The sequence below is a fragment of the Burkholderia sp. MSMB617WGS genome, from assembly GCF_001532025.2.
Lineage (GTDB): Bacteria > Pseudomonadota > Gammaproteobacteria > Burkholderiales > Burkholderiaceae > Burkholderia > Burkholderia savannae.
The window spans coordinates 2421593-2440984 of sequence record NZ_CP013458.1 but is presented as its reverse complement, the minus strand read 5'-3'; the positions used below and the strand labels follow the sequence as shown (position 1 = coordinate 2440984).

Sequence of the window (19392 nt, the reverse complement as noted above, 5' to 3'; positions counted from 1 at the left end):
AATGCGCAGGGTTGAGCAATTATAAAGGTCTGTCTGAACATTTGGCAAAGGATGAAATTTTGCTCACTGATCGCATTACATTGAATATTTCCATCAAAATCAACAGAGTATGGGTATTTTGGCGATGGTGGCTAGCGTTTACCAGTAATTGACACACCAAAAAACCGATGATTACCATGCCGTCACGCTGTATCAAATCATCGTGAATGAACAAAAGTTCAGTCACCATCCGGGATACGACAGTGACTCCTGTTCTGCTCGAAGCAAGTCAGGTAGCGAAGCGGTTCAACGGCGTGAGCGCATTGCGCGACGGGCGATTGAGCCTCATGGCCGGGCGCGTGCACGCGCTGTGCGGCGGCAACGGCACCGGCAAATCCACGTTCCTGAACATCCTGATGGGGCTTTTGCGTCGCGACGAGGGTACGATCCGGCTGAACGGCCGCGACGTCGATTTCGCGTCGCCCGCCGAGGCGCTCGCGAACCGCATGGCGATCATCACGCAGGAGTTGTCGCCCGTGCCGGGGATGACGGTGGCCGAGAACCTGTACCTCGGCCGCGAGCCGACCCGCGCGCGCATCGTCGTCGACTTCCGTGCGCTGACGCGCCGCGCGCAGGCGCTGCTCGACCGCCTCGGCTTCGCGATCGACGCGGGCGCGCCGATGCATCGGCTGAGCCTCGCGCAGACGCAACTCGTCGAGATCGCGAAGGCGTTCAGCCACGACTGCCAGGTGATGATCATGGACGAGCCGACGTCGGCGATCGGCGAGCGCGAAACCGAGACGCTGTTCGCCGCGATTCGCAACGTCACCGCGCACGGCACCGGGATCATCTACGTGTCGCATCGGCTGAGCGAGCTGTTCGATATCGCCGACGACTACACGGTGTTTCGCGACGGCGCGTATGTCGAGAGCGGCAGGATGGCCGACATCGATCGCGCGCATCTCGTGCGGGCGATCGTCGGCCGCGAAATGCCCGCTGTCGACAAGGCGCGCCGGCCCGCGCACGGCGAGCCTTGCCTGCGGGTCACGGGCCTCGCGCGCGCGGACGAATTCGAAGACGTGAGCCTCGACGTGCGGCGCGGCGAGATCCTCGGCATCTACGGGCTGATGGGCTCGGGCCGCAGCGAATTCCTCAACTGCGTGTACGGCTTGACGCGGCCCGACGCCGGCGCCGCGACGCTCGGCGGCGCGCCGCTGCCGCAGGGCGATCCCGCGCGGGCGATTCGCGCGGGCATCGCGCTCGTCACCGAGGACCGCAAGGATTCGGGCCTCGTGCTGACGGGCAGCGTGCAGGAGAACATCGCGATGGCCGCGTACCGGCGCCTGTCGCGCGGCGGCGTGATCCGGCGTTCGCGCGTGCGCCGCCTCGCGCAATCGATGGTCGAGCGGCTGCGGATCAAGGCCGCGTCGCTGCGCATGCCCGTGTCGGCGATGAGCGGCGGCAACCAGCAGAAGGTCGTGCTCGCGAAATGCCTGTCGACCGAGCCCGTGCTGCTGCTTTGCGACGAGCCGACGCGCGGCATCGACGAAGGCGCGAAACAGGAAATCTACCGGCTGCTCGATGCGTTCGCGCGCGACGGCGGCGCGGTGATCGTCGTGTCGTCGGAGGCGCCCGAGCTGCTGTATCTGAGCGATCGCATCGCGGTGTTCAAGGGCGGCCGCGTCGCGGCGATCTGTCCGGGCGACGGCGCCACTCAGGAATCCCTGCTCCATCTCGCTTCATGAACAAGACCATGAATACCCAGACCCTGTCCCGTCTCGATGCGGCGCCGAAGCGCGTGAATGTCGCCGAGCTCGCAAGCCGCTTCGGCATCCCGATCATCTTCGTCGCGCTGTGCGTCGTGCTCGCATTCGCGAGCCCGTACTTCCTCACGTGGCGCAACTGGAGCGACATCCTGCGGCAGACGTCGATCAACGGGATTCTCGCGATCGGCATGACATACGTGATCCTAACCAAGGGCATCGACCTGTCGGTCGGCTCGGTGCTCGCGCTCGCCGGCATCGTGAGCGGCCTCGCCGGCGCGGCGGGGCACGGGCTCGCGGCGTCGCTCGCAGCTGGCGTCGCGTGCGGCGCGGCGCTCGGCGCGATCAACGGCGTGACGATCGCGCGCTTTAACGTGCCGCCGTTCGTCGCGACGCTCGGGATGCTCAGCATCGCGCGCGGCGTCACTTACATCGTCAACGACGGCAGCCCGGTCGCGAACCTGCCCGACGATTATCTGTCGCTCGGCGTCGGCAAGCTCGGCCCGCTCGGGATGCCGGTGCTGATCTTCGCGGCGGTCGCGCTCGCGTGCTGGTGGGTGCTGCGCTACACGACGTACGGCCGCTATCTGTATGCGGTCGGCGGCAACGAGAAGAGCGCGCGCACGTCCGGCATCGGCGTGCGCAAGGTCGTGTTCTCGGTGTACGTCGTGTCGGGCGCGCTCGCGGGCCTCGCCGGGATGATTCTCGCCGCGCGCACGACGTCCGCGCTGCCGCAGGCGGGCGTGTCGTACGAGCTCGATGCGATCGCGGCCGTCGTGATCGGCGGCACGAGCCTGTCGGGCGGACAGGGCGGCGTCGTCGGCACGCTGTTCGGCGCGCTGCTGATCGGCGTGATCAACAACGGGCTGAACCTGCTCGGCGTGTCGTCGTATTACCAGCAGATCGCCAAGGGGCTCATCATCGTGCTGGCCGTGCTCATCGACGTGGCCCGCAAACAGCAGCGCTGACGCAGCGCATTCCCATCCGGACGGAGGAGACGACAATGCAAACACGAAAGACCTGGTTCGGCCGCTTCGCGGCCGCCGCGGCGCTCGGCGCGACGCTCGCGATCACGGCGGCGCCGGGCGCGGCGCACGCGGCGAGCGGACCGTATCGCGTCGGCGCGGCGGTCTACGGGATGAAAGGCCAGTTCATGCAGAACTGGGTGCGTGAGATCAAGGCGCATCCGGCCGTGAAGAGCGGCGCGGTGCAGCTCACGGTGTTCGACGGCAACTACGACGCGCTCACGCAGAACAACCAGATCGAGACGATGCTCACGCAGCAGTACAGCGGCATTCTGTTCGTGCCGATCGACACGAAGGCGGGCATCGGCGTGGCCACGCGCGCGGCCGCGTCGGACACGCCGCTCATCGCGTCGAACACGATGCTCGCGACGCCGAAGGTGCCGTACATCGGTAACGACGACGTCGAGGGCGGCCGCCTGCAGGCCGAAGCGCTCGCCAGGCAGATCGGCGGCAAGGGCAACGTCGTGATCATCCAGGGGCCGATCGGCCAGTCCGCGCAGATCGATCGCGAGAAGGGCGAGATGGAAGTGCTCGCGAAGTATCCGGGCATCAAGGTGATCGAGAAGAAGACCGCGAACTGGTCGCGCGCGGAAGCGATGAACCTGATGGAAGACTGGCTCAACGCGCATCCGAAGCAGATCAACGGCGTGATCGCGCAGAACGACGACATGGCGCTTGGCGCGCTGCAGGCGGTCAAGAATCGCGGGCTCACGCCGAAGGACATCCCGATCACGTCGATCGACGGCATGCCCGACGCGATCCAGGCGGCCAAGCGCGGCGAGATCACGACGTTCCTGCAGGATGCGCAGGCGCAGTCGCAAGGCGCGCTCGATCTCGTGCTGCGGCAGTTAGTCGGCGCGAGCTACAAGCCGCAGTCGGTGATCTGGCAGCGCTACGCGAAGGATCTGAAGTGGGACGGCGGCACCGCGAAGCGCTACATCCTGCCGTGGGTGCCCGTCACGCCGGCGAACGCCGATCAGCTGTACAAGCAGGTCACGGGCGGTTGAGCGAGGCGGCCATGACGAATCTCTGGGACAGGGCGTTCGATCTGACGGGCCGCGTCGCGCTCGTGACGGGCGGCGCGGCGGGCATCGGGCACGCGTGCGCGAAACTGCTCGCACAGCGCGGCGCGAGCGTCGCGCTCGTCGATCGGCATCCCGAAACGATGCGGATCGCCGCGATGCTCGAAGGCGGCGCCGCGCGCCATAGCGGGATGTCGCTCGACCTGCGCGACTGCTCGGCCGCGCAGGCTGCCGTCGAGCTCGTCGCGTCGCGCTTCGGCGGCGTCGATCTGCTCGTCAACAGCGCGGGCGTCGCGCTGCTGGACAAGGCGCTCGACGTCGGCGAGGCCGCGTGGGACGCGACGATGGCGATCAACGTGAAGGCGTCGTTCTTCGTCGCGCAGGCGGTTGCGCGGCAGATGATCGCGGGCGGGCGCGGGGGGCGGATCGTCAATCTCGCGTCGCAGGCGAGCGTGGTCGGGCTCGACAGGCACGCCGCGTATTGCGCGAGCAAGGCCGCGATCGTCGGGATGACGAAGGTGCTCGCGCTCGAATGGGCGCCGCACGGGATCACCGTGAACGCGGTGTCGCCGACGATCGTCGAAACCGAGCTCGGCAAGCAGGCGTGGGCGGGCGAAGCCGGCGAGCGCGCGAAGCGCGAGATTCCGGCCGGCCGCTTCGCGCAGCCGGACGAGATCGCCGCGCTGGTGCTTTATCTGCTGAGCGACGCGGCCGCGATGATGACGGGCGAGAACGTCGTGATCGACGGCGGCTATACCGCGCGTTGAAGCGGCGGCCGAGCCGCCGTCTGAACAACCGACCGACGAAAACATAGGAGACGTTGCATGTCGTCGATAGCCGAAGCGCCGCCGCAACGCGCGGCCGAGCGCAGCGACGCGGGCGCGCTGCCCGCCACGATGCGCGCCGTGGTCTGTCACGGCCCGCAGGATTACCGCCTCGAGCAGGTGCCCGTGCCGAAGCCGGGGCCCGACGAGATTCTGACCGAAGTGGAGCGCGTGGGCATCTGCATGGGCGACATCAAGACGTTCCGCGGCGCGCCGTCGTTCTGGGGCGACGCGGTGCAGCCGCGCTACGTGAAGCCGCCGATGATTCCGGGCCACGAGTTCGTGTGCCGCGTCGTCGCGCTCGGGCCGCTCGCCGAGCGGCGCGGCGTGAAGATCGGCGATCGCGTGATCTCCGAGCAGATCGTGCCGTGCTGGGGGTGCCGCTTCTGCGGGCACGGCCAGTACTGGATGTGCCAGAAGCACGATCTGTACGGATTCCAGAACAACGTGCACGGCGCGATGGCCGAGTACATGATCTTCACGAAGGAGGCGATCGTCCACCAGGTGCCCGATTCGATTCCGGTCGACGAGGCGATCCTGATCGAGCCGCTGTCGTGCTCGCTTCATGCGGCCGATCGCGCGAACGTCGGCTTCGACGACGTGGTCGTCGTGGCGGGGGCGGGCACGCTCGGGCTCGGCATCATCGGCGCGGTGCGGCTGCGCCATCCGAAGAAGCTGATCGTGCTCGACATGAAGCCCGAGCGCGCGGCGCTCGCGCTCGGAATGGGCGCGGACGAAGTGTGGAATCCGGGCGAGGAGAACGTGATCGAGAAGATCCGGTCGATCACGGGCGGCTACGGCTGCGACATCTACATCGAGGCGACGGGCCACCATCGCGCGGTCGGTCAGGGCCTCGCGATGCTGCGCAAGCTCGGCCGCTTCGTCGAGTTCAGCGTGTTCAACGACGACGCGGCCGTCGACTGGTCGATCATCGGCGACCGCAAGGAGCTCGACGTGCTCGGCTCGCATCTCGGCCCGTACATGTACCCGCGCGCGATCGAGTTCATCGGCTCACGCAAGATCGACGTGCGCGGCATCGTCACGCACACGTTCCCGCTGTCGCGCTTCGCGGACGCATTCGCGGTGATGGAGCGCGGCGAGCAATCGTTGAAGGTCGTCCTGGACCCACGAGGTTAATGCATGAATCGTGTCATCAATCATCCCGACTACGTCGTCGAGGATATGCTGCGCGGGATCGCCGCCGCGCATCCGGAGCTCACGCTCGATGCGGACAATCCGCGCGTGATCGGCGTCGCACGGCCGGCGGTGGGCAAGGTCGGCGTCGTCACGGGCGGCGGCTCGGGCCACGAGCCGGCGTTTCTCGGCTACGCGGGGCCGGGGCTCGTGGACGCGGTCGCGGTCGGCGAGATTTTCTCGTCGCCGACCGCGAAGAGCTTTCTCGACGCGTTCCGGCGCGCCGATCGCGGTGCGGGCGTCGCATGCCTGTACGGCAATTACGCGGGCGACAACATGAACGTGAAGATGGCGATCAAGATGGCGGCCGCGCAGGGCATCTGCGTGAAGACCGTCGTCGCGAACGATGACGTCGCGTCGGCGCCGCGCGACGAACGCGCGAAGCGTCGCGGCGTCGCGGGCGAGATCCTGATGTGGAAGGCGGGCGGCGCACGCGCGGCGGCGGGCGGCGATCTCGACGCGGTGATCGCGAGCGCGCGCAAGGCGATCGACAACACGCGCTCGGTCGGCATCGGGCTGTCCGCGTGCACGATTCCGGCGAACGGCAAGGCGAATTTCCACATCGCCGACGGCGAGATGGAAGTCGGCATCGGCCACCACGGTGAGCACGGCGTGCGCGTGATGCGCACGGTGAGCGCGAAGGACATGGCCGCGATGATGCTCGACATCGTGCTGCCGGATTTTCCGCTCGAACGCGGCGAGGAGGTGGCCGTGCTCGTGTCGGGACTCGGCGCGACGCCGCTGATGGAGCAATATATTCTGTATGCCGAAGTAGCGGAGCGGCTCGCGGCTGCCGGATTGAAGATCGGCTTTCGCCTCGTCGGCAATCTGTTCACGTCGCTCGAGATGATGGGCGTCACGCTGACGATCACCCGGCTCGACGACGAGCTGAAGCAACTGTTCGCCGCGCCGTGCAGCAGCATCGGCCTCACCGTTGGAGGCCGCGCATGAACGCCGCCACCCTTCAGAGCCTGCCGCTCGCCGGCGCCGGTTTCGTCGTGCGCGAGCTCGTCGACGTGATCCGGCGCAATCGCGATCAGTTATCCGAAATAGACGCGGCGATCGGCGACGGCGATCACGGCATCAACATGAGCAAGGGCTTCGGCCAATGCGGCGAGCGGCTCGACGCGCGCGGCGCGACGAGCCTGCCGGATGCGCTCGATATGTTGTCGACCTCGCTCCTGGACGGCATCGGCGGATCGATGGGCCCGCTTTACGGCAGCTTCTTCATGGATTTCGCCGTGGTGCTGAAGGGGCGCGACACGCTCGACGCGACACTGTTCGGCGAAGCGCTGTCGGCGGGGTTGGCGGGCGTGCAGGCCATCAGCGACGCGAAGGTCGGCGACAAGACGCTGATCGACACGCTCGCGCCGGCTGATGCCGCGTTTCACGAAGCGCTGCGCGCGGGCGACGATTTTCGCCACGCGCTCGCCGCGATGAGCGCGGCCGCGGAGCGCGGCAAGGAGTCGACGCGCTGGCTGCAGGCGAGGATCGGACGGGCGGCGCGGCTCGGCGAGCGGTCGGTCGGCACGCTCGATGCGGGGGCGGCGTCGTGCTGCCTGATTCTGTGCAGCATCGCGAGCTCGATCGGCGCGCGGCTGAACTGACCGGGCCGAACTATCCGGATAAGCCGCCGCGTCGGCGCTGGAGCGCCTTGCGAAAGAAGACCGCTCGCTCGGTTTCGGCGAAGCCGAGCGCGCGATGCAGCGCGTGCGACGCGGCGTTCTCGAGCGGCGCGTCCGACGCGAATTCGGCGCAGCCGCGCGCCTCGCCCCACGCGGCGGCGGCCGAGCACAGCGCGCGCGCGACGCCGCGGCGGCGCGCGGCCGGAGCGACGAAGATGCCTTCGAGAAACAGCACGGGCGACGTATCGCAGCCGTTCACGTAGTCGCGCCGAACAGCGACTTCGGCGAAGCCGAGCGCGGCGCCATCCGCCGCCGATGCGATGAAGCAGGCATGTCGATCCGGCGCGCCGAGTTGTCGCGCGATGTCGCGCGCGTGTGCGGCGTCGTCGGCATGCGGCCACAGCGCGCGCCGAAGCCGACGCCATGCGTCGTCGTCGGACGCCTCGGCGGCGCGAATCGTGAAATGCGCAAGCGAGTGCGTCAAGTTGCCGCAGCCGCGGCGCGTGCGGCGTTCACCGCTTGCGCGACGCGCTCGACGAATTCGCGGTCGACGCTCGTGATCGCCTCGCGCTTGCCGTCGGGCATGTCGACGATGAGCCGATGCGTGACGTCCTGCGTGGTCCACGCGAGATAGCCGACGACGACGAGCATCACGCCCGCGACGAGCGTCGCGCTCGAGCCGAGCGAGCCGCCCGCGACGGCGGCGGCGACGCCGATCAGCGAGATCGCGTACGGAACGATCTTGTTCTTCCTGACGGTGAGAACCTCGACGCCGCGAATCTCGCGCAGCGCAAAGATTTGCCCGGCGGCGGACAGGCCGTTGCGCGTGACCATGACGCCGTGTTCGTTGAAGGCGTTTTCCATCAAAAGGGTGTCAATCGAAAACGCGCAGCGTAGCAGATTTGACCGATGCGCGAACGAGGCCCGCTGACGCACGACGCCGACATCGGGAACGCGCGTCGCGCGCGGCGAACGGGCGAATCGGCAAGGACTGCCGGCCACGGCGGCGGGAACGCGGCCTGGCCGGCGCGGTTCGCGAATGCGACGAACGGGGAGCGGCTCGCGAGCGCGGCGGGTCACGCCGGCTCATCCGGCGAAGCGGCGAAGCGGCGAAAGAAGGGATGGAACGTGAAAAGCGAGGGAAGAGAGAGGCAAGCGCGCCGGCAGCGAGCGAAAGCCGCGCGTTGGCGCGGGAGCGCCGAAGCGCGCGCGGCCGGGGCGTGCCGCGACGTGTGCGCAGGCCCTCGTCGCGCCGAGCGGCGAACGAAGCCGCGGCGCTTGTCAGTAGAGCGCGGTGCCGCCTTCGTACAGACGCCCGGGCACGTGCGACGCGACCGCCTCGGCGATCTCCGCCTCGGTGCTCTCGGCCGGCACGACCTGGCGGCGCGCGGGCGCATCGAGATGCATCGTCCATTCGACGAGCCGATACGGGCGCCCCCACGGGCGCTGCATCGCAACCGACACGCGGCAGCTTTGCACGGGGAACGCGTGTTCGTGCGTGAGTAACGTGCGCAGGCCGCTGAAAACGGTATCTTCGACCATCGTTTCCTCCGATCCTGTCTTGCGTTGGACGGTCTACGCCGCCGCAATCCGGGTAAAAAAAATGCCGCCGATGCTCAGGCGGCCAACAGGGGGGGTGTGAGCATCCTCTCAACCCAGAATTAAACGAAACTTAAAAGCAGCAAAAAAAGCGCCCCGCACGAGGCGGGGCGCTTTTGCCGTAGTGTGCCGCGAGTTGTCGAGCGAATGCTCAGAACTTGTGGCGGATACCGACGCGCGCGGCGATCTGGTTCTTCGAGCCGGTGCCCGACGTGTTGAAGTAGCTCGTGCTCGAGCCGATCTGCGCTTGCAGGCCCTTGCCCGACGCCTGCTGATAGACCGCGAGCAGGTAGACGTCGGTGCGCTTGCTGAGCGCGTAGTCGAGCGCGCCGTTGACCTGGTTCCAGTGGCCCGAGTTCGCCCCCGACACGCGCGAGTACGTGTAGCCGACGCCCGCCGACAGCGCCGGCGTGAACGCATACTTGCCGCCGGCTTCGTATGCGTTGTACGTCGTGCTGCCGCCCGTGACCGGCTCGAGGCGCGTGTTCGTCCACAGCGCCCAGACGGTTGCCGGGCCCCAGATGTAGCGGCCGCCGACGCCGAGGCTGCGCAGGTCGCGGACGTTGTTGATCGTCAGGTTCGCGATGTTGGTCGTGAACGCGGGCGTCGATTGGCCCGGATAGCGGATGTCGGTGTACGCGGCGCCGAGGCCGATCGGGCCGTTCGCGTAGTTCAGGCCGAAGCTGTACGCGCGCGACGAGCCGGGCGTCGTCGTCGTGCCGTTCGTCGTCGCCGGCGCGCCGGCGAACGACGTCGAGTTCGAGAAGCCGTACAACGCGCCGAACGTGAAGCCCGAGTAGTTCGCGCTCTGGAACTTCACCGCGTTGTTGATGCGGCTCGACGTCAGCTGGTCGATGTCGTTCACGTGGTACGCGTAGTTGCCCGCGACCGTGTTGCCGCCCGTCGAGTAGTTCGAGCCGAGGATGTCGGTCGAGAACGAGTACTGACGGCCGAACGTCAGCGTGCCGGCGTCCTTGTGCGACAGGCCGACATAGGCCTGGCGGCCGAAGATCGCGCCGCCCTGGCCGATCGTGCCGTTGCCGCTGTTGAAGCCGTTTTCGAGCACGAAGATCGCCTTCAGGCCGCCGCCGAGGTCTTCTGCGCCGCGCAGGCCCCAACGGCTGCCCTGGGCGATGCCGTCGTCGTACTTGAAGAGCTTGCTGCTGCCGTTGGCGCTCTTGCTGTGGTTCACATAGCTGACGCCGGCGTCGATGAGGCCGTACAGCGTGACGCTGCTTTGTGCGTGAGCCGCGCTCGCGGTCGCGGCGAGGATAGCGGTGGTCAACAGTTTCTTGTTCAAGGCAAATCTCCGAGCAGTAAGAATGTTTGCGGTTCCGCTGCGCTCTTTAAGGCGTTTGGAAGGGGAACGGAAGCGCACTGTATCGACGGGGCGCTTAATGAATATGACAATTGCGGACATGTTCACGGTGTGTCGCGCCCACGCCACACGTGATGATGGCGACTTGCGCCGGCCGCGTTATACCGATTTGGCCGGTTGATTGACCGGGCGCAGGAATATATGTATGAAAATTGCTTGGTTTGTCCCTTCGACGCCACATGCGACGATGCGCGCTTTCCACATGACGGGATGCGAGGACAAGCCATGCAACGATTTGTTTCGATCTTCCGCCGGGCGGCCGGCGGCGCGGCGTTTGCAATCGCGGCGACGCTCGCGCACGCGGGCGGCCCGGCGCTGAAGATCGGCACGATGAGCGGCCCGGACGCGCAGATCTGGACGGAGGTGACGAAGGTCGCCGCGCGCGACGGGCTTGCGATCAAGGTGATCGAATTCAACGATTACGTGCAGCCGAACGCGGCGCTCGACGCCGGGGATCTCGACGCGAACGGCTTCCAGCACCAGCCGTTCCTCGACAGCCAGATCAAGCAGCGCGGCTACAAGATCGTGAGCGTCGGGCTCACGTACACGTCGCCGATGGGCTTCTATTCGAAGAAGCTCAAATCGCTGAAGGATCTGCCCGTCGGCGCGAAAATCGGGATTCAGAACGATCCGTCGAACGGCAACCGCGCGCTTCTGCTGCTGCAGAAGTACGGGGTCGTCAAGCTGAAGCCGGGCGCCGGCGCGAACGGCGTGAACGCGACGCCGCTCGACGTCGCCGAGAATCCGAAGAAGATCAAGCTCGTCGAGCTCGACGCCGCGCAGCTGCCGCGCGCGCTGCCGGATCTCGACGCGGCGTCGATCAACACCGACTACGCGGTGAAGGCGGGGCTGTCGCCGGTGAAGGACGCGATCGCGATCGAGGACCTGAAGGGCCCGTACGCGAACCTGATCGCGGTGCGTGCGCAGGATAGGGACAAGCCTTGGGTGAAGAAGCTCGTCGCCGCGTACGAATCGGACGACGTGCGCAAATTCATCGAAACGAAATTCAACGGTGCGATCATTCCGGCGTTCTGACGAACGAGGCCGACAGGGGCGGGCGGCGCGCGAAGCGTGCGCCCGGAAGCATCGCAGCGAGCGGTGCTCATAAAGGCTCGGGCGGGACGCGCCCGTCCATTCGAATAGAGCCGGTAAGCAACTCGCCCGCATTGCGCGGGCGAGTTTTTTTCACGTGACGGTTCGACGCACCGCCGCCGCCGCCGCTCGCGCGCTCAGGCCGACAGCAGTGATCCACTGCGGATCGGCGTCGCGCCGGCGATGCGCGCGACCTCCATGCCGGCCGTCGCGAAGCGCGCGATCTGCCGCGCGTACAGCACGCCGGACACGCTGCTCTTGAGCGTGACGACGCGGTCGGTCAGCGGATCGACGATGTCGGCCACTTCCTGACCCGCTTCGATCCACACGCCGACCGGCGTGCGGAACACGATCACCCCCGACATCGGCGCGACGAGCGGATCGGTGCCCGCGAGCGGCGTCGCCGCGAATTCGAGCGGCGGCTGCGGCGCGGGCGCGCCGTCGATCGCGCCGCGCAGCGTCAGGTATTCGATCAGCGCCTGCGCGTCGTGCTCGGCGAGCTCGTACGACACGTCGCGCTCGCTGCGCAGCTCGACCGTCACCGAGATCGTGCCGTTCGGAATCGGATGACGCTCGCCGAAGCGATGGCGCAGCTCCGACCAGCAGAAGCTGTGGATCTCGTCGAACGGATTGCCCACCGAGTTCAGCGCGAGCAGCGACGCCTTCGCGCCCAGATAGCGCGACAGCGGCTCGACGTCTTCCCACAGGTCCGGATTCGTGTAGATGTGCATCACCGCGTCGCAGTCGCAATGCAGGTCGAGCACGATGTCGGCGTCGTGCGACAGCCGCTGCAGCGCGAGCCGCTGCGATTCGAGCTCGGTGCGCGGCTGCTGCTCGTCGAGCGCCTCGCGCATCGCGCCGCGCACGGCGGCGAGGTTCGCGGCCGCGTCGTGCGTGAGGCTGCCCTCGATGCGCGGGATCACGAGCGCCGCGAGGTCGTGGAAATTGCGGTTGAAGTTCTGCATCGAGCCGAGCTCGAAGCGGCCGAGGTGATCGCCGAACACGTGCTGCGCGAGGCCGATCGGATTCGCGACCGGCACGACGACGATCTCGGCGCGCAGCTTGCCCGCCGTCTCGAGCGCCGCGAGCTTGCGGCGCAGCAGCGTCGCGACGAGCATGCCGGGCAGCTCGTCCGCGTGCAGCGACGCCTGGATGTACACCTTCTTCCCGCTGCGCGGGCCGTAATGGAAGCTCGTGATGTGGCGCGCCGTGCCGACGGCCGGCGAGATCAGCGGATGGGTCTGCGTTTGCATGATGGGAATGAGCGGCGCAGCCGCCGCGCGTCGTTCGATGTCGGTGAATCGATGATTGTACGTGGATCGTCGCGGATGCACCAAACCTGTGCTGTATGCGCACGGTTTTTCTGTTCAATCAATGACTTGCGTCGAAATTCGCGCATTCGGCGGATCAAAATTATGGCGATTTTTTAATCGATACACTGTTGGCCGCAGCGGGTGCGGGGCGTCGATTTTTTTTAGCGTGAGCGCGCGTGCGGCGAAGGCGCGGCCGGGGATCGATCCGATGACAGTGAGCGAACTGCAGTTGACGGGCAGCCGGGCGGGCTTGCCGGGCGCGCGCGAGACGAGCGCCTACTTGCCGTACGTCGACGGCCTGCGCGCATGGGCGGTGCTGTCCGTGGTGCTGTACCACCTGGACGCGCGCTGGCTGCCGGGCGGCTTTTCCGGCGTCGATATCTTTTTCGTGATTTCCGGCTTCGTCGTGAGCGCGTCGGTCGCGAATCGGGGGCCGATGTCGTTCGGGCAATTTCTTTTGTTTTTTTACGCCCGGCGCATCCGGCGAATTCTGCCGGCGCTCTTCGTGGTCCTGCTCGCGACCGGCCTGCTCGCGGCGCTCTTCATCCCGGCTTCCTATCTGAGCGACAGAAACCAGAAAACCGCGCTGCTCGCATTCTTCGGCTCGAGCAACGTGATCCTCGGCGCGACGGGCGGCGATTATTTTTCGCCGAAGGCGGAATTCAACCCGTATACGCATACCTGGTCGCTCGGCGTCGAGGAGCAGTTCTATGCGATTTTCCCATTGCTGTTCTGGCCGTGGATCGCGGGCAGGGACCGCCGATACGTGTCGACCGCGCTGTTCGCGGCCGGGCTCGGCGCGTCGCTCGCGTGGGCGCTCTGGACGGGCCCCGCGCGGCACGCGCAGGCGTTCTATTTCATCTTCGGGCGCTTCTGGGAACTCGCCGCGGGCGTCCTGCTTCATCAGTGCATGGCGTGCTTCGGATTCGCGTCGGGCAAGCCGGCGCGATTGCCGGCGACGCCCGCGATCCGGGCGGGCGCGTGGGCGTCGGCGGCCGCGGTGCTGGCCGGATTCGTCGTGTCGAGGCCGGCGCTCTATCCGTTTCCCGGCGCGATCGTTCCCGTCGCCGGCACGCTGGGGCTGCTCGGCTTGCTGCACGGGCGCGGGCATGCGGGACCGATCTCCACGGCGCTCGAGAACCGGGCGCTGCGCTTCGTCGGCAGGATTTCCTATTCGCTTTACTTGTGGCACTGGCCGATCTTCGTCGTGCTTCGCTGGACGGTCGGGCTCGATTCGGCCAGCAGCCGCGCGTGCGCGCTGGTGCTCGCGTTCGCGCTGTCGGCCGCGTCGTATCGCTTCGTCGAGACGCCGTTTCGGCGCGGAGCATCCGCGCGGCGGGCGCCGCGCTTCGTCGTGCTCGCGTGCACGACGGGCGCGATGGCGGCGGGCGCGGCATTCTCATCGATGCTGGCCGCCGCGCAGCCGCAGCTATCGCTCAGCACCGTCGCGCGAAATCGGCTCGACTGGTATCCGTACGGCGCCGACACGAACGCCGCGTATCCGGGTTGCGTCGCGGATGTCGACAGCGCCGACGTCGACGGCGGCAAGCTTTGGATCTATTCGCGCAAGCACTGCGACCTGCGGCCGGCAAGCCGGCATCGCGTGTTCGTGATCGGCGATTCACACGCGATGGCGTATGCGGGCATGTTCAAGCAGTTCGTCGTGCGCACGGGCATCGCCGTCTATTCGTACAACAACGCGGGATGTCCGTTCGTCAGTCTGCAGCCGTGGCGCGAGCGCGGCGATCCCGGATGCCGCCGGTACGGCGACGCGGCGCGGCTGGACATGCTGTCGAAGCTCGAGCCCGGAGACGTCGTGTTTCTTCCGTCGCTTCGCCTGCCGCGGCTGACCACGCAGTGGGCGTTCGTCGGCGACGAAGCCGCGCGCCGCCTGATGTTCGGCGGCGATGCGGCCGAGCAGCGCGATCGGGCCGTCGCGGCCGCCATCCCGGTATTGCGGGACATCGAGCGACGCGGCGCGCGGATCGTGCTCGAAGCGCCGCCGCCGGTTTTCCGGATGGTTCCGTACCGCTGCTCGGACTGGTTCAATCGACGCAACGCGATCTGCGCGCACGGCCCGCTCGTCGGCCGCGGCGAGATCGACGAACTGAGGGCGCCCGTGCTGGAATCGTACGCGCGGATCGCCGCCCGGGTGCCGGACGTCCGCACGTGGGACCCGCTGCCGCTCCTGTGCGGCGAGAAGACGTGCTCGGCGTACGACGGCGGGCGGCCGTTGTTCTTCGACGGCGACCACATCAGCGGCTATGGAAATTCGCGCGTGCTTCCGGGTTTCGAGGCGTTCATGCGTCAGATGATGGGCGCTGCGTAGCGAGTTGCTTGCGCCGTGCCGATCGGATCGAGGCGCGAGGCGATCGCGAGCGCCGACGGTCGATGAAGGGAAGGCGCGCCGTGATGGGCCGTCTCGATAGCGCGACGAGCCGGCGCGGCAGGTGGATGAAAAACGGGCGGACAAAAATCGCGCAGACAAAAAGCCGGCAGACAAGAAGCCGGCAGGCGAAAGGCAAGCTGTCGGCGGCCGCTTCGTCGGCAGACTCGCGCGCCGGGACATTCCGATCCGGCTCACGTCGAGCGGCTCCGCTGTCCGACGGCGACGCGTGCCCGATGGCGGACACCGGCGCGGCCGCGCGCAAAAAAAACGGGCTTCGCCGCGAAGCGAAGCCCGTTTTCGCCGCGAACCGCGGCGGCGCGCCCTGCCGGACGCGCCGCGCGCGAGCCGGCTTACTTGCCGTACACGTTGAAGTCGAAGTATTTCTTCGCGATCTTGTCGTACGTGCCGTCCTTGCGCATGTCGGCGATCGCCTTGTCGATCTTCGCCTTCAGATCGGTGTCTTCCTTGCGCAGGCCGATGCCCGCGCCTTCGCCGAGCGTCTTCGGATCGTCGAGGTCCGAGCCGGCGAACGCGAAGTCCTTGCCGCGCGGCGTCTTCAGGAAGCCGATGTCGGCCTGCACCGCGTCTTGCAGCGCCGCGTCGAGGCGGCCGGCGATCAGGTCGGCGTAGACCTGGTCCTGATTCTGGTACGGCTGGACCTTCACGCCCTTCGGCGCCCAGTAGGTCTTCGCGTAGGTTTCCTGGATCGTGCCTTGCTCGACGCCGACCGATTTGCCCTTCAGCGAATCCGCCGTCGGCATCACGTTCGCGCCCTTCTTCGCGACGAGGCGCGTCGGCGTGTTGAACAGCTTCGACGAGAACGCGATCTGCTCTTCACGCTGCGGCGTCATCGACATCGACGACAGCACGCCGTCGAACTTGCGCGCCTTCAGCGCGGGGATCATGCCGTCGAAGTCGTTTTCGATCCACACGCATTTGGCTTTCACACGCTTACAGATCTCGTTGCCGAGATCGACGTCGAAGCCGACCACTTTGCCGTCCGGGCCTTTCGATTCGAAAGGCGGGTAGCTCGCGTCGACGCCGAAACGGATCGTCGACCAATCCTTCGCCTGGACGCCGCCTGCCGACACGGCCAGCAGGGCCACGGTCAAAGCCGCCAAGAATTTTTTCACTGTTATTCCTCGTGTAGTTCGATGGTTGCGCGCGGTCGTGCCGCGGATGCGCTTGCTGCCCGGCGCGGCTGCGGCCGGGCTGACTGGTGCCCTCGTCCGGTGCGGGACGAGCGGTGTGCCAAGATTACCAAGACAAAATAGCGCGAGGCTGCCTAGTGGAAGACCCGATAGCGGTCCGGCGCGCGCCGAGGCGGTTTGCGCGGCACGGCGCGACGTTGCCGCTCGAGGAATGATTTACGTCAACGTTTCGTCGGCCGCCTGGCGAAGACATGCGATGAACTGCGTGACGGCGGGCGTCGGCAGCAGGTCGCGGCGCGACAGGATCGACAGGTCGTAGCTCGGCAGCGTGTCGTCGAGGCGCGCGGCGCGAATGCCGAGCGGCGCGACCATCGCCGCGAGCGGCTTCGTGAAGCAGCCGATCACGTCCGAGCGCGCGACGAGCCCGAGCGTCACCGCGAACGACGACGGCGCGCGCAGCAGCCGCTGCGGCAGCGGCAGCCCGTGCGCGTTGAACATCGACATCATCACGCTGTGCGGAAAGTGATCGGCGCCGACCGTGACGATCCATTCGGCGTCGAGCAGCTCCGACAGCCGCCGCGCGCCCGCGAGCGGATGGCCTTCGCGCATCGCGACGACGAACTCCGTCGAGCACAGCGGCAACTGCGTGAAGTCGCGCTCGAGCGCGGGAATGTGATGGATCGCGGCGATGTCGAGCTCGCCGTTGCGCAGCCGCGCGAGCGCATCGGGCACCGTGACTTCCTCGAGCGACAGGCTCACGCGCGGCATCGTCGCGCGAAACTTCATCACCGCGCGCGGCAGCGCGGTCAGCGCGATCGACGGCATCGTGCCGACCGCGACGCGCCCGGACAGCTCGCCCCTCACCTGCTCGACCGCCTCGACGGTGCGGCGCATGTCGCCGAGCAGCTGTTCGGCGCGCGGCAGCAGCGCATGGCCGCACGCGGTGAGCTCGACGCCGCGCACGCTGCGCACGAGCAGCTCGGCGTTGAGCGCGCTTTCGAGCTCGCGGATCGTGTGCGTGATCGCGGGCTGCGTGACGCCGAGCTCGCGCGCGGCGGCGCGCAGGCTCTTGTGGTGGGCGGCGGCGACGAACGCCTGCAGTTGCTGGAGCTTCATGGCGGCGAGGGCGGGTGATAAACGCAGTTTATCGCGGTGAAAAAAACTGCATCTTATTGAATCGTTATGGCGTGGCTATAGTGGCCCGCTTCTGCGCGTCCGATTGTCCGGGCGCCGCCGTCACGGAGCCTTCGATGAACGACGCACGCTTGACCGGGGTCGACGACCTCGCCCCGCTCGCCGACGAATTGCGCGAAATCCGCCATCGCATTCACCGCCATCCGGAGCTCGCGTACGAGGAGCTCGAGACCGCCGCGCTCGTCGCCGGCAAGCTCGAGGCGTGGGGCTGGCAGGTGGCGCGCGGCGTCGGCGGAACGGGCGTCGTCGGCACGTTGCGCGCGGGCGACGGCGCGCGCCGCGTCGGCGTGCGCGCGGACATGGACGCGCTGCCGATCGTCGAGGCGACCGGGCTGCCGTACGCGAGCGCCGTGCCCGGCAAGATGCACGCGTGCGGCCACGACGGCCACACGACGATGCTGCTCGGCGCCGCATGGCGGCTCGCGCAGACGCGAAACTTCTGCGGCACCGTCCATCTCTATTTCCAGCCGGCCGAGGAGCACGGCGTCGACAGCGGCGCGAAGCGGATGATCGACGACGGCCTGTTCGAGCGCTTCCCGTGCGACGCGGTGTTCGGGATGCACAATCATCCGGGCGTCGAGCCGGGCGTGTTCCTCACGCGGCGCGGCGCGTTCATGTCGGCGGGCGACAAGGCGGTGATCGAGATTCACGGCGTCGGCGGCCACGCGGCGCGGCCGCATCTCGCGGTCGATCCGATCGTCGTCGCGGCGAGCATCGTGATGGCGCTGCAGACGATCGTCGCGCGCAACGTCGATCCCGCGCAGCCTGCCGTCGTCACGGTCGGCTCGCTGCACGCGGGCACCGCGAACAACGTCATTCCGAACGGCGCGCGGCTCGAACTGTCGGTGCGCTCATTCGATCCGGCGGTGCGCGCGCTGCTCAAGCGCCGCATCGCGGCGCTCGTCGACGCGCAGGCGGCGAGCTACGGCGCGACGGCGAGCGTCGAGTACATCGAAGGCTATCCGGTCGTCGTCAATTCGGACGACGAAACCGATTTCGCCGCGCAGGTCGCGAAGGAACTGGTCGGCGAGCGCAACGTCGTCGAGCAGGCCGACATCCTGATGGGCAGCGAGGATTTCGCGTTCATGCTGCAGCGGCGGCCGGGCTCGTTCGTGCGGCTCGGCAACGGCGCGGGCGAGGACGGCTGCATGGTGCACAACCCGAAATACGACTTCAACGATCGCAATCTCGTGATCGGCGCGGCGTTCTGGGCGCGGCTCGTCGAGCGGTATCTCGGGCGGTAGGCGTGCGCGTCGGCGGCGCAGACGCGTTTGCGGAGCGCCGGTGGGGCGGCCGGGCGGCAAATCGGCGGATTGGTGGATCGGCGGATCGGCGGATCGGTGGATCGGTGGATCGGCCGGGTGCGCGGTTCGCGACTGATGCGCGGTGCGCACGGGCGGGCGTTGCCGACCGACGCGGGCGGCGCGCGCGACGCCTGGACGGTTGCCGCGCGCCGCTTCCGCCGATTCGATGGCTTCGATGCCGGCTCGCCGGACTTCGTTGCTTGGTGTCGCTACGCGTCGCTTCGAATAGGCCGTGTTTGTCGGCTCCGCGAAGCGGCGTGCGAATGGGTTGCAAGTTGGCGTGCGAATCGGTGTGTGAAGCGGTGTGTGAGTCGGTATGTGAAGCGGCTTGCACATTGATATGCGAGGCGCGACGGCAACGCGCGGTTGCGCCTCGCGACGCGCGGCGAGTGGTTTGCATTCGCGGCTCGCGGCTTGTGGCGTGCGGCTCGTGGCGTACGGCGTGCGGCTTGCGGTTCGCGGTCGTGGCCTGGCGTGAGGAAATCGGGCATGCGGATCGCTAGTTTGGGTTGGCGGCCGGCGGGTAACGCGACTGCGGCC

At 67.6% G+C, this 19392-nt stretch carries 17 protein-coding genes; 10 read left to right on the top strand and 7 right to left on the bottom strand.

Features of this window, described 5'->3' with window-relative positions; genetic code table 11:
- Positions 1-206: 206 nt before the first annotated feature.
- Genes WT60_RS31610 through dhaL form a run of 7 tightly spaced genes read left to right on the top strand, consistent with a single transcriptional unit; the run spans position 207 to position 7414 of the window.
- Complete coding sequence (locus WT60_RS31610) at positions 207-1724, top strand: sugar ABC transporter ATP-binding protein (protein ID WP_059575502.1); 1518 nt, start codon at positions 207-209, stop codon at positions 1722-1724.
- On the top strand, positions 1721-2710 hold the full coding sequence (locus tag WT60_RS31605) for an ABC transporter permease (protein WP_038753073.1): 990 nt from the start codon (positions 1721-1723) through the stop codon (positions 2708-2710). The genes WT60_RS31610 and WT60_RS31605 overlap by 4 nt, the downstream gene beginning before the upstream one ends.
- Positions 2711-2745: 35 nt before the next feature.
- On the top strand, positions 2746-3774 hold the full coding sequence (locus WT60_RS31600; RefSeq protein ID WP_038753075.1) for a substrate-binding domain-containing protein: 1029 nt from the start codon (positions 2746-2748) through the stop codon (positions 3772-3774).
- An 11-nt stretch (positions 3775-3785) separates the two neighbouring features.
- On the top strand, positions 3786-4556 hold the full coding sequence (locus WT60_RS31595; protein WP_038753077.1) for an SDR family oxidoreductase: 771 nt from the start codon (positions 3786-3788) through the stop codon (positions 4554-4556).
- Between the two features lie 57 nt (positions 4557-4613).
- Positions 4614-5750, top strand: a complete 1137-nt coding sequence (locus WT60_RS31590; RefSeq protein WP_038753079.1) for an alcohol dehydrogenase catalytic domain-containing protein — start codon at positions 4614-4616, stop codon at positions 5748-5750.
- Positions 5751-5753: 3 nt separating this feature from the next.
- Positions 5754-6758 (top strand): dihydroxyacetone kinase subunit DhaK, encoded by a 1005-nt coding sequence (locus WT60_RS31585; RefSeq protein ID WP_060355213.1) that lies wholly within the window; start codon positions 5754-5756, stop codon positions 6756-6758.
- Complete coding sequence (gene dhaL, locus WT60_RS31580) at positions 6755-7414, top strand: dihydroxyacetone kinase subunit DhaL (RefSeq protein ID WP_059575498.1); 660 nt, start codon at positions 6755-6757, stop codon at positions 7412-7414. Before WT60_RS31585 ends, dhaL begins: the two co-directional genes overlap by 4 nt.
- A 10-nt stretch (positions 7415-7424) precedes the next feature.
- Here the strand turns inward: dhaL and aac(6') are convergent, their stop codons facing one another.
- The 4 genes from aac(6') to WT60_RS31560 all read right to left on the bottom strand — a co-directional run bounded on the left by aac(6') (position 7425) and on the right by WT60_RS31560 (position 10331).
- Positions 7425-7916: an aminoglycoside 6'-N-acetyltransferase gene (gene aac(6'), locus WT60_RS31575; protein WP_059646231.1), complete on the bottom strand. Its 492-nt coding sequence runs from the start codon at positions 7914-7916 to the stop codon at positions 7425-7427.
- Positions 7913-8296, bottom strand: coding sequence for a DUF6232 family protein (locus WT60_RS31570; RefSeq protein WP_059575493.1), 384 nt, complete (start codon positions 8294-8296; stop codon positions 7913-7915). The genes aac(6') and WT60_RS31570 overlap by 4 nt, the downstream gene beginning before the upstream one ends.
- Before the next feature lie 417 nt (positions 8297-8713).
- Positions 8714-8974 carry a DUF2866 domain-containing protein gene (locus WT60_RS31565; RefSeq protein ID WP_038753088.1) on the bottom strand — a complete coding sequence of 87 codons (261 nt, stop codon included), beginning with the start codon at positions 8972-8974 and terminating at the stop codon, positions 8714-8716.
- Between the two features lie 208 nt (positions 8975-9182).
- Positions 9183-10331: a porin gene (locus WT60_RS31560; RefSeq protein WP_038753090.1), complete on the bottom strand. Its 1149-nt coding sequence runs from the start codon at positions 10329-10331 to the stop codon at positions 9183-9185.
- Between the two features lie 303 nt (positions 10332-10634).
- Between WT60_RS31560 and WT60_RS31555 the strand changes: the two genes are divergently transcribed.
- Positions 10635-11444, top strand: coding sequence for a MetQ/NlpA family lipoprotein (locus tag WT60_RS31555; RefSeq protein WP_038753092.1), 810 nt, complete (start codon positions 10635-10637; stop codon positions 11442-11444).
- 194 nt (positions 11445-11638) lie between these two features.
- Here the strand turns inward: WT60_RS31555 and WT60_RS31550 are convergent, their stop codons facing one another.
- Positions 11639-12754, bottom strand: a complete 1116-nt coding sequence (locus WT60_RS31550) for a succinylglutamate desuccinylase/aspartoacylase family protein (RefSeq protein WP_038753106.1) — start codon at positions 12752-12754, stop codon at positions 11639-11641.
- A 268-nt stretch (positions 12755-13022) separates the two neighbouring features.
- Here WT60_RS31550 and WT60_RS31545 point away from each other — a divergent pair, with 268 nt between their 5' ends.
- Entirely contained in the window at positions 13023-15143 is a 2121-nt protein-coding gene (locus WT60_RS31545; RefSeq protein WP_060355244.1) for an acyltransferase family protein, read from the top strand.
- A gap of 410 nt (positions 15144-15553) precedes the next feature.
- On the opposite strand, the gene WT60_RS31540 is transcribed toward WT60_RS31545, so the two are convergent.
- Both WT60_RS31540 and WT60_RS31535 read right to left on the bottom strand, forming a co-directional pair.
- On the bottom strand, positions 15554-16336 hold the full coding sequence (locus WT60_RS31540; protein WP_038753094.1) for an ABC transporter substrate-binding protein: 783 nt from the start codon (positions 16334-16336) through the stop codon (positions 15554-15556).
- Positions 16337-16570: 234 nt separating this feature from the next.
- Positions 16571-17470 (bottom strand): LysR substrate-binding domain-containing protein, encoded by a 900-nt coding sequence (locus WT60_RS31535; RefSeq protein ID WP_038753096.1) that lies wholly within the window; start codon positions 17468-17470, stop codon positions 16571-16573.
- 134 nt (positions 17471-17604) lie between these two features.
- On the opposite strand from WT60_RS31535, the gene WT60_RS31530 reads away from it, so the two are divergent.
- Complete coding sequence (locus WT60_RS31530) at positions 17605-18792, top strand: M20 aminoacylase family protein (RefSeq protein ID WP_038753109.1); 1188 nt, start codon at positions 17605-17607, stop codon at positions 18790-18792.
- Positions 18793-19392 lie beyond the last annotated feature (600 nt).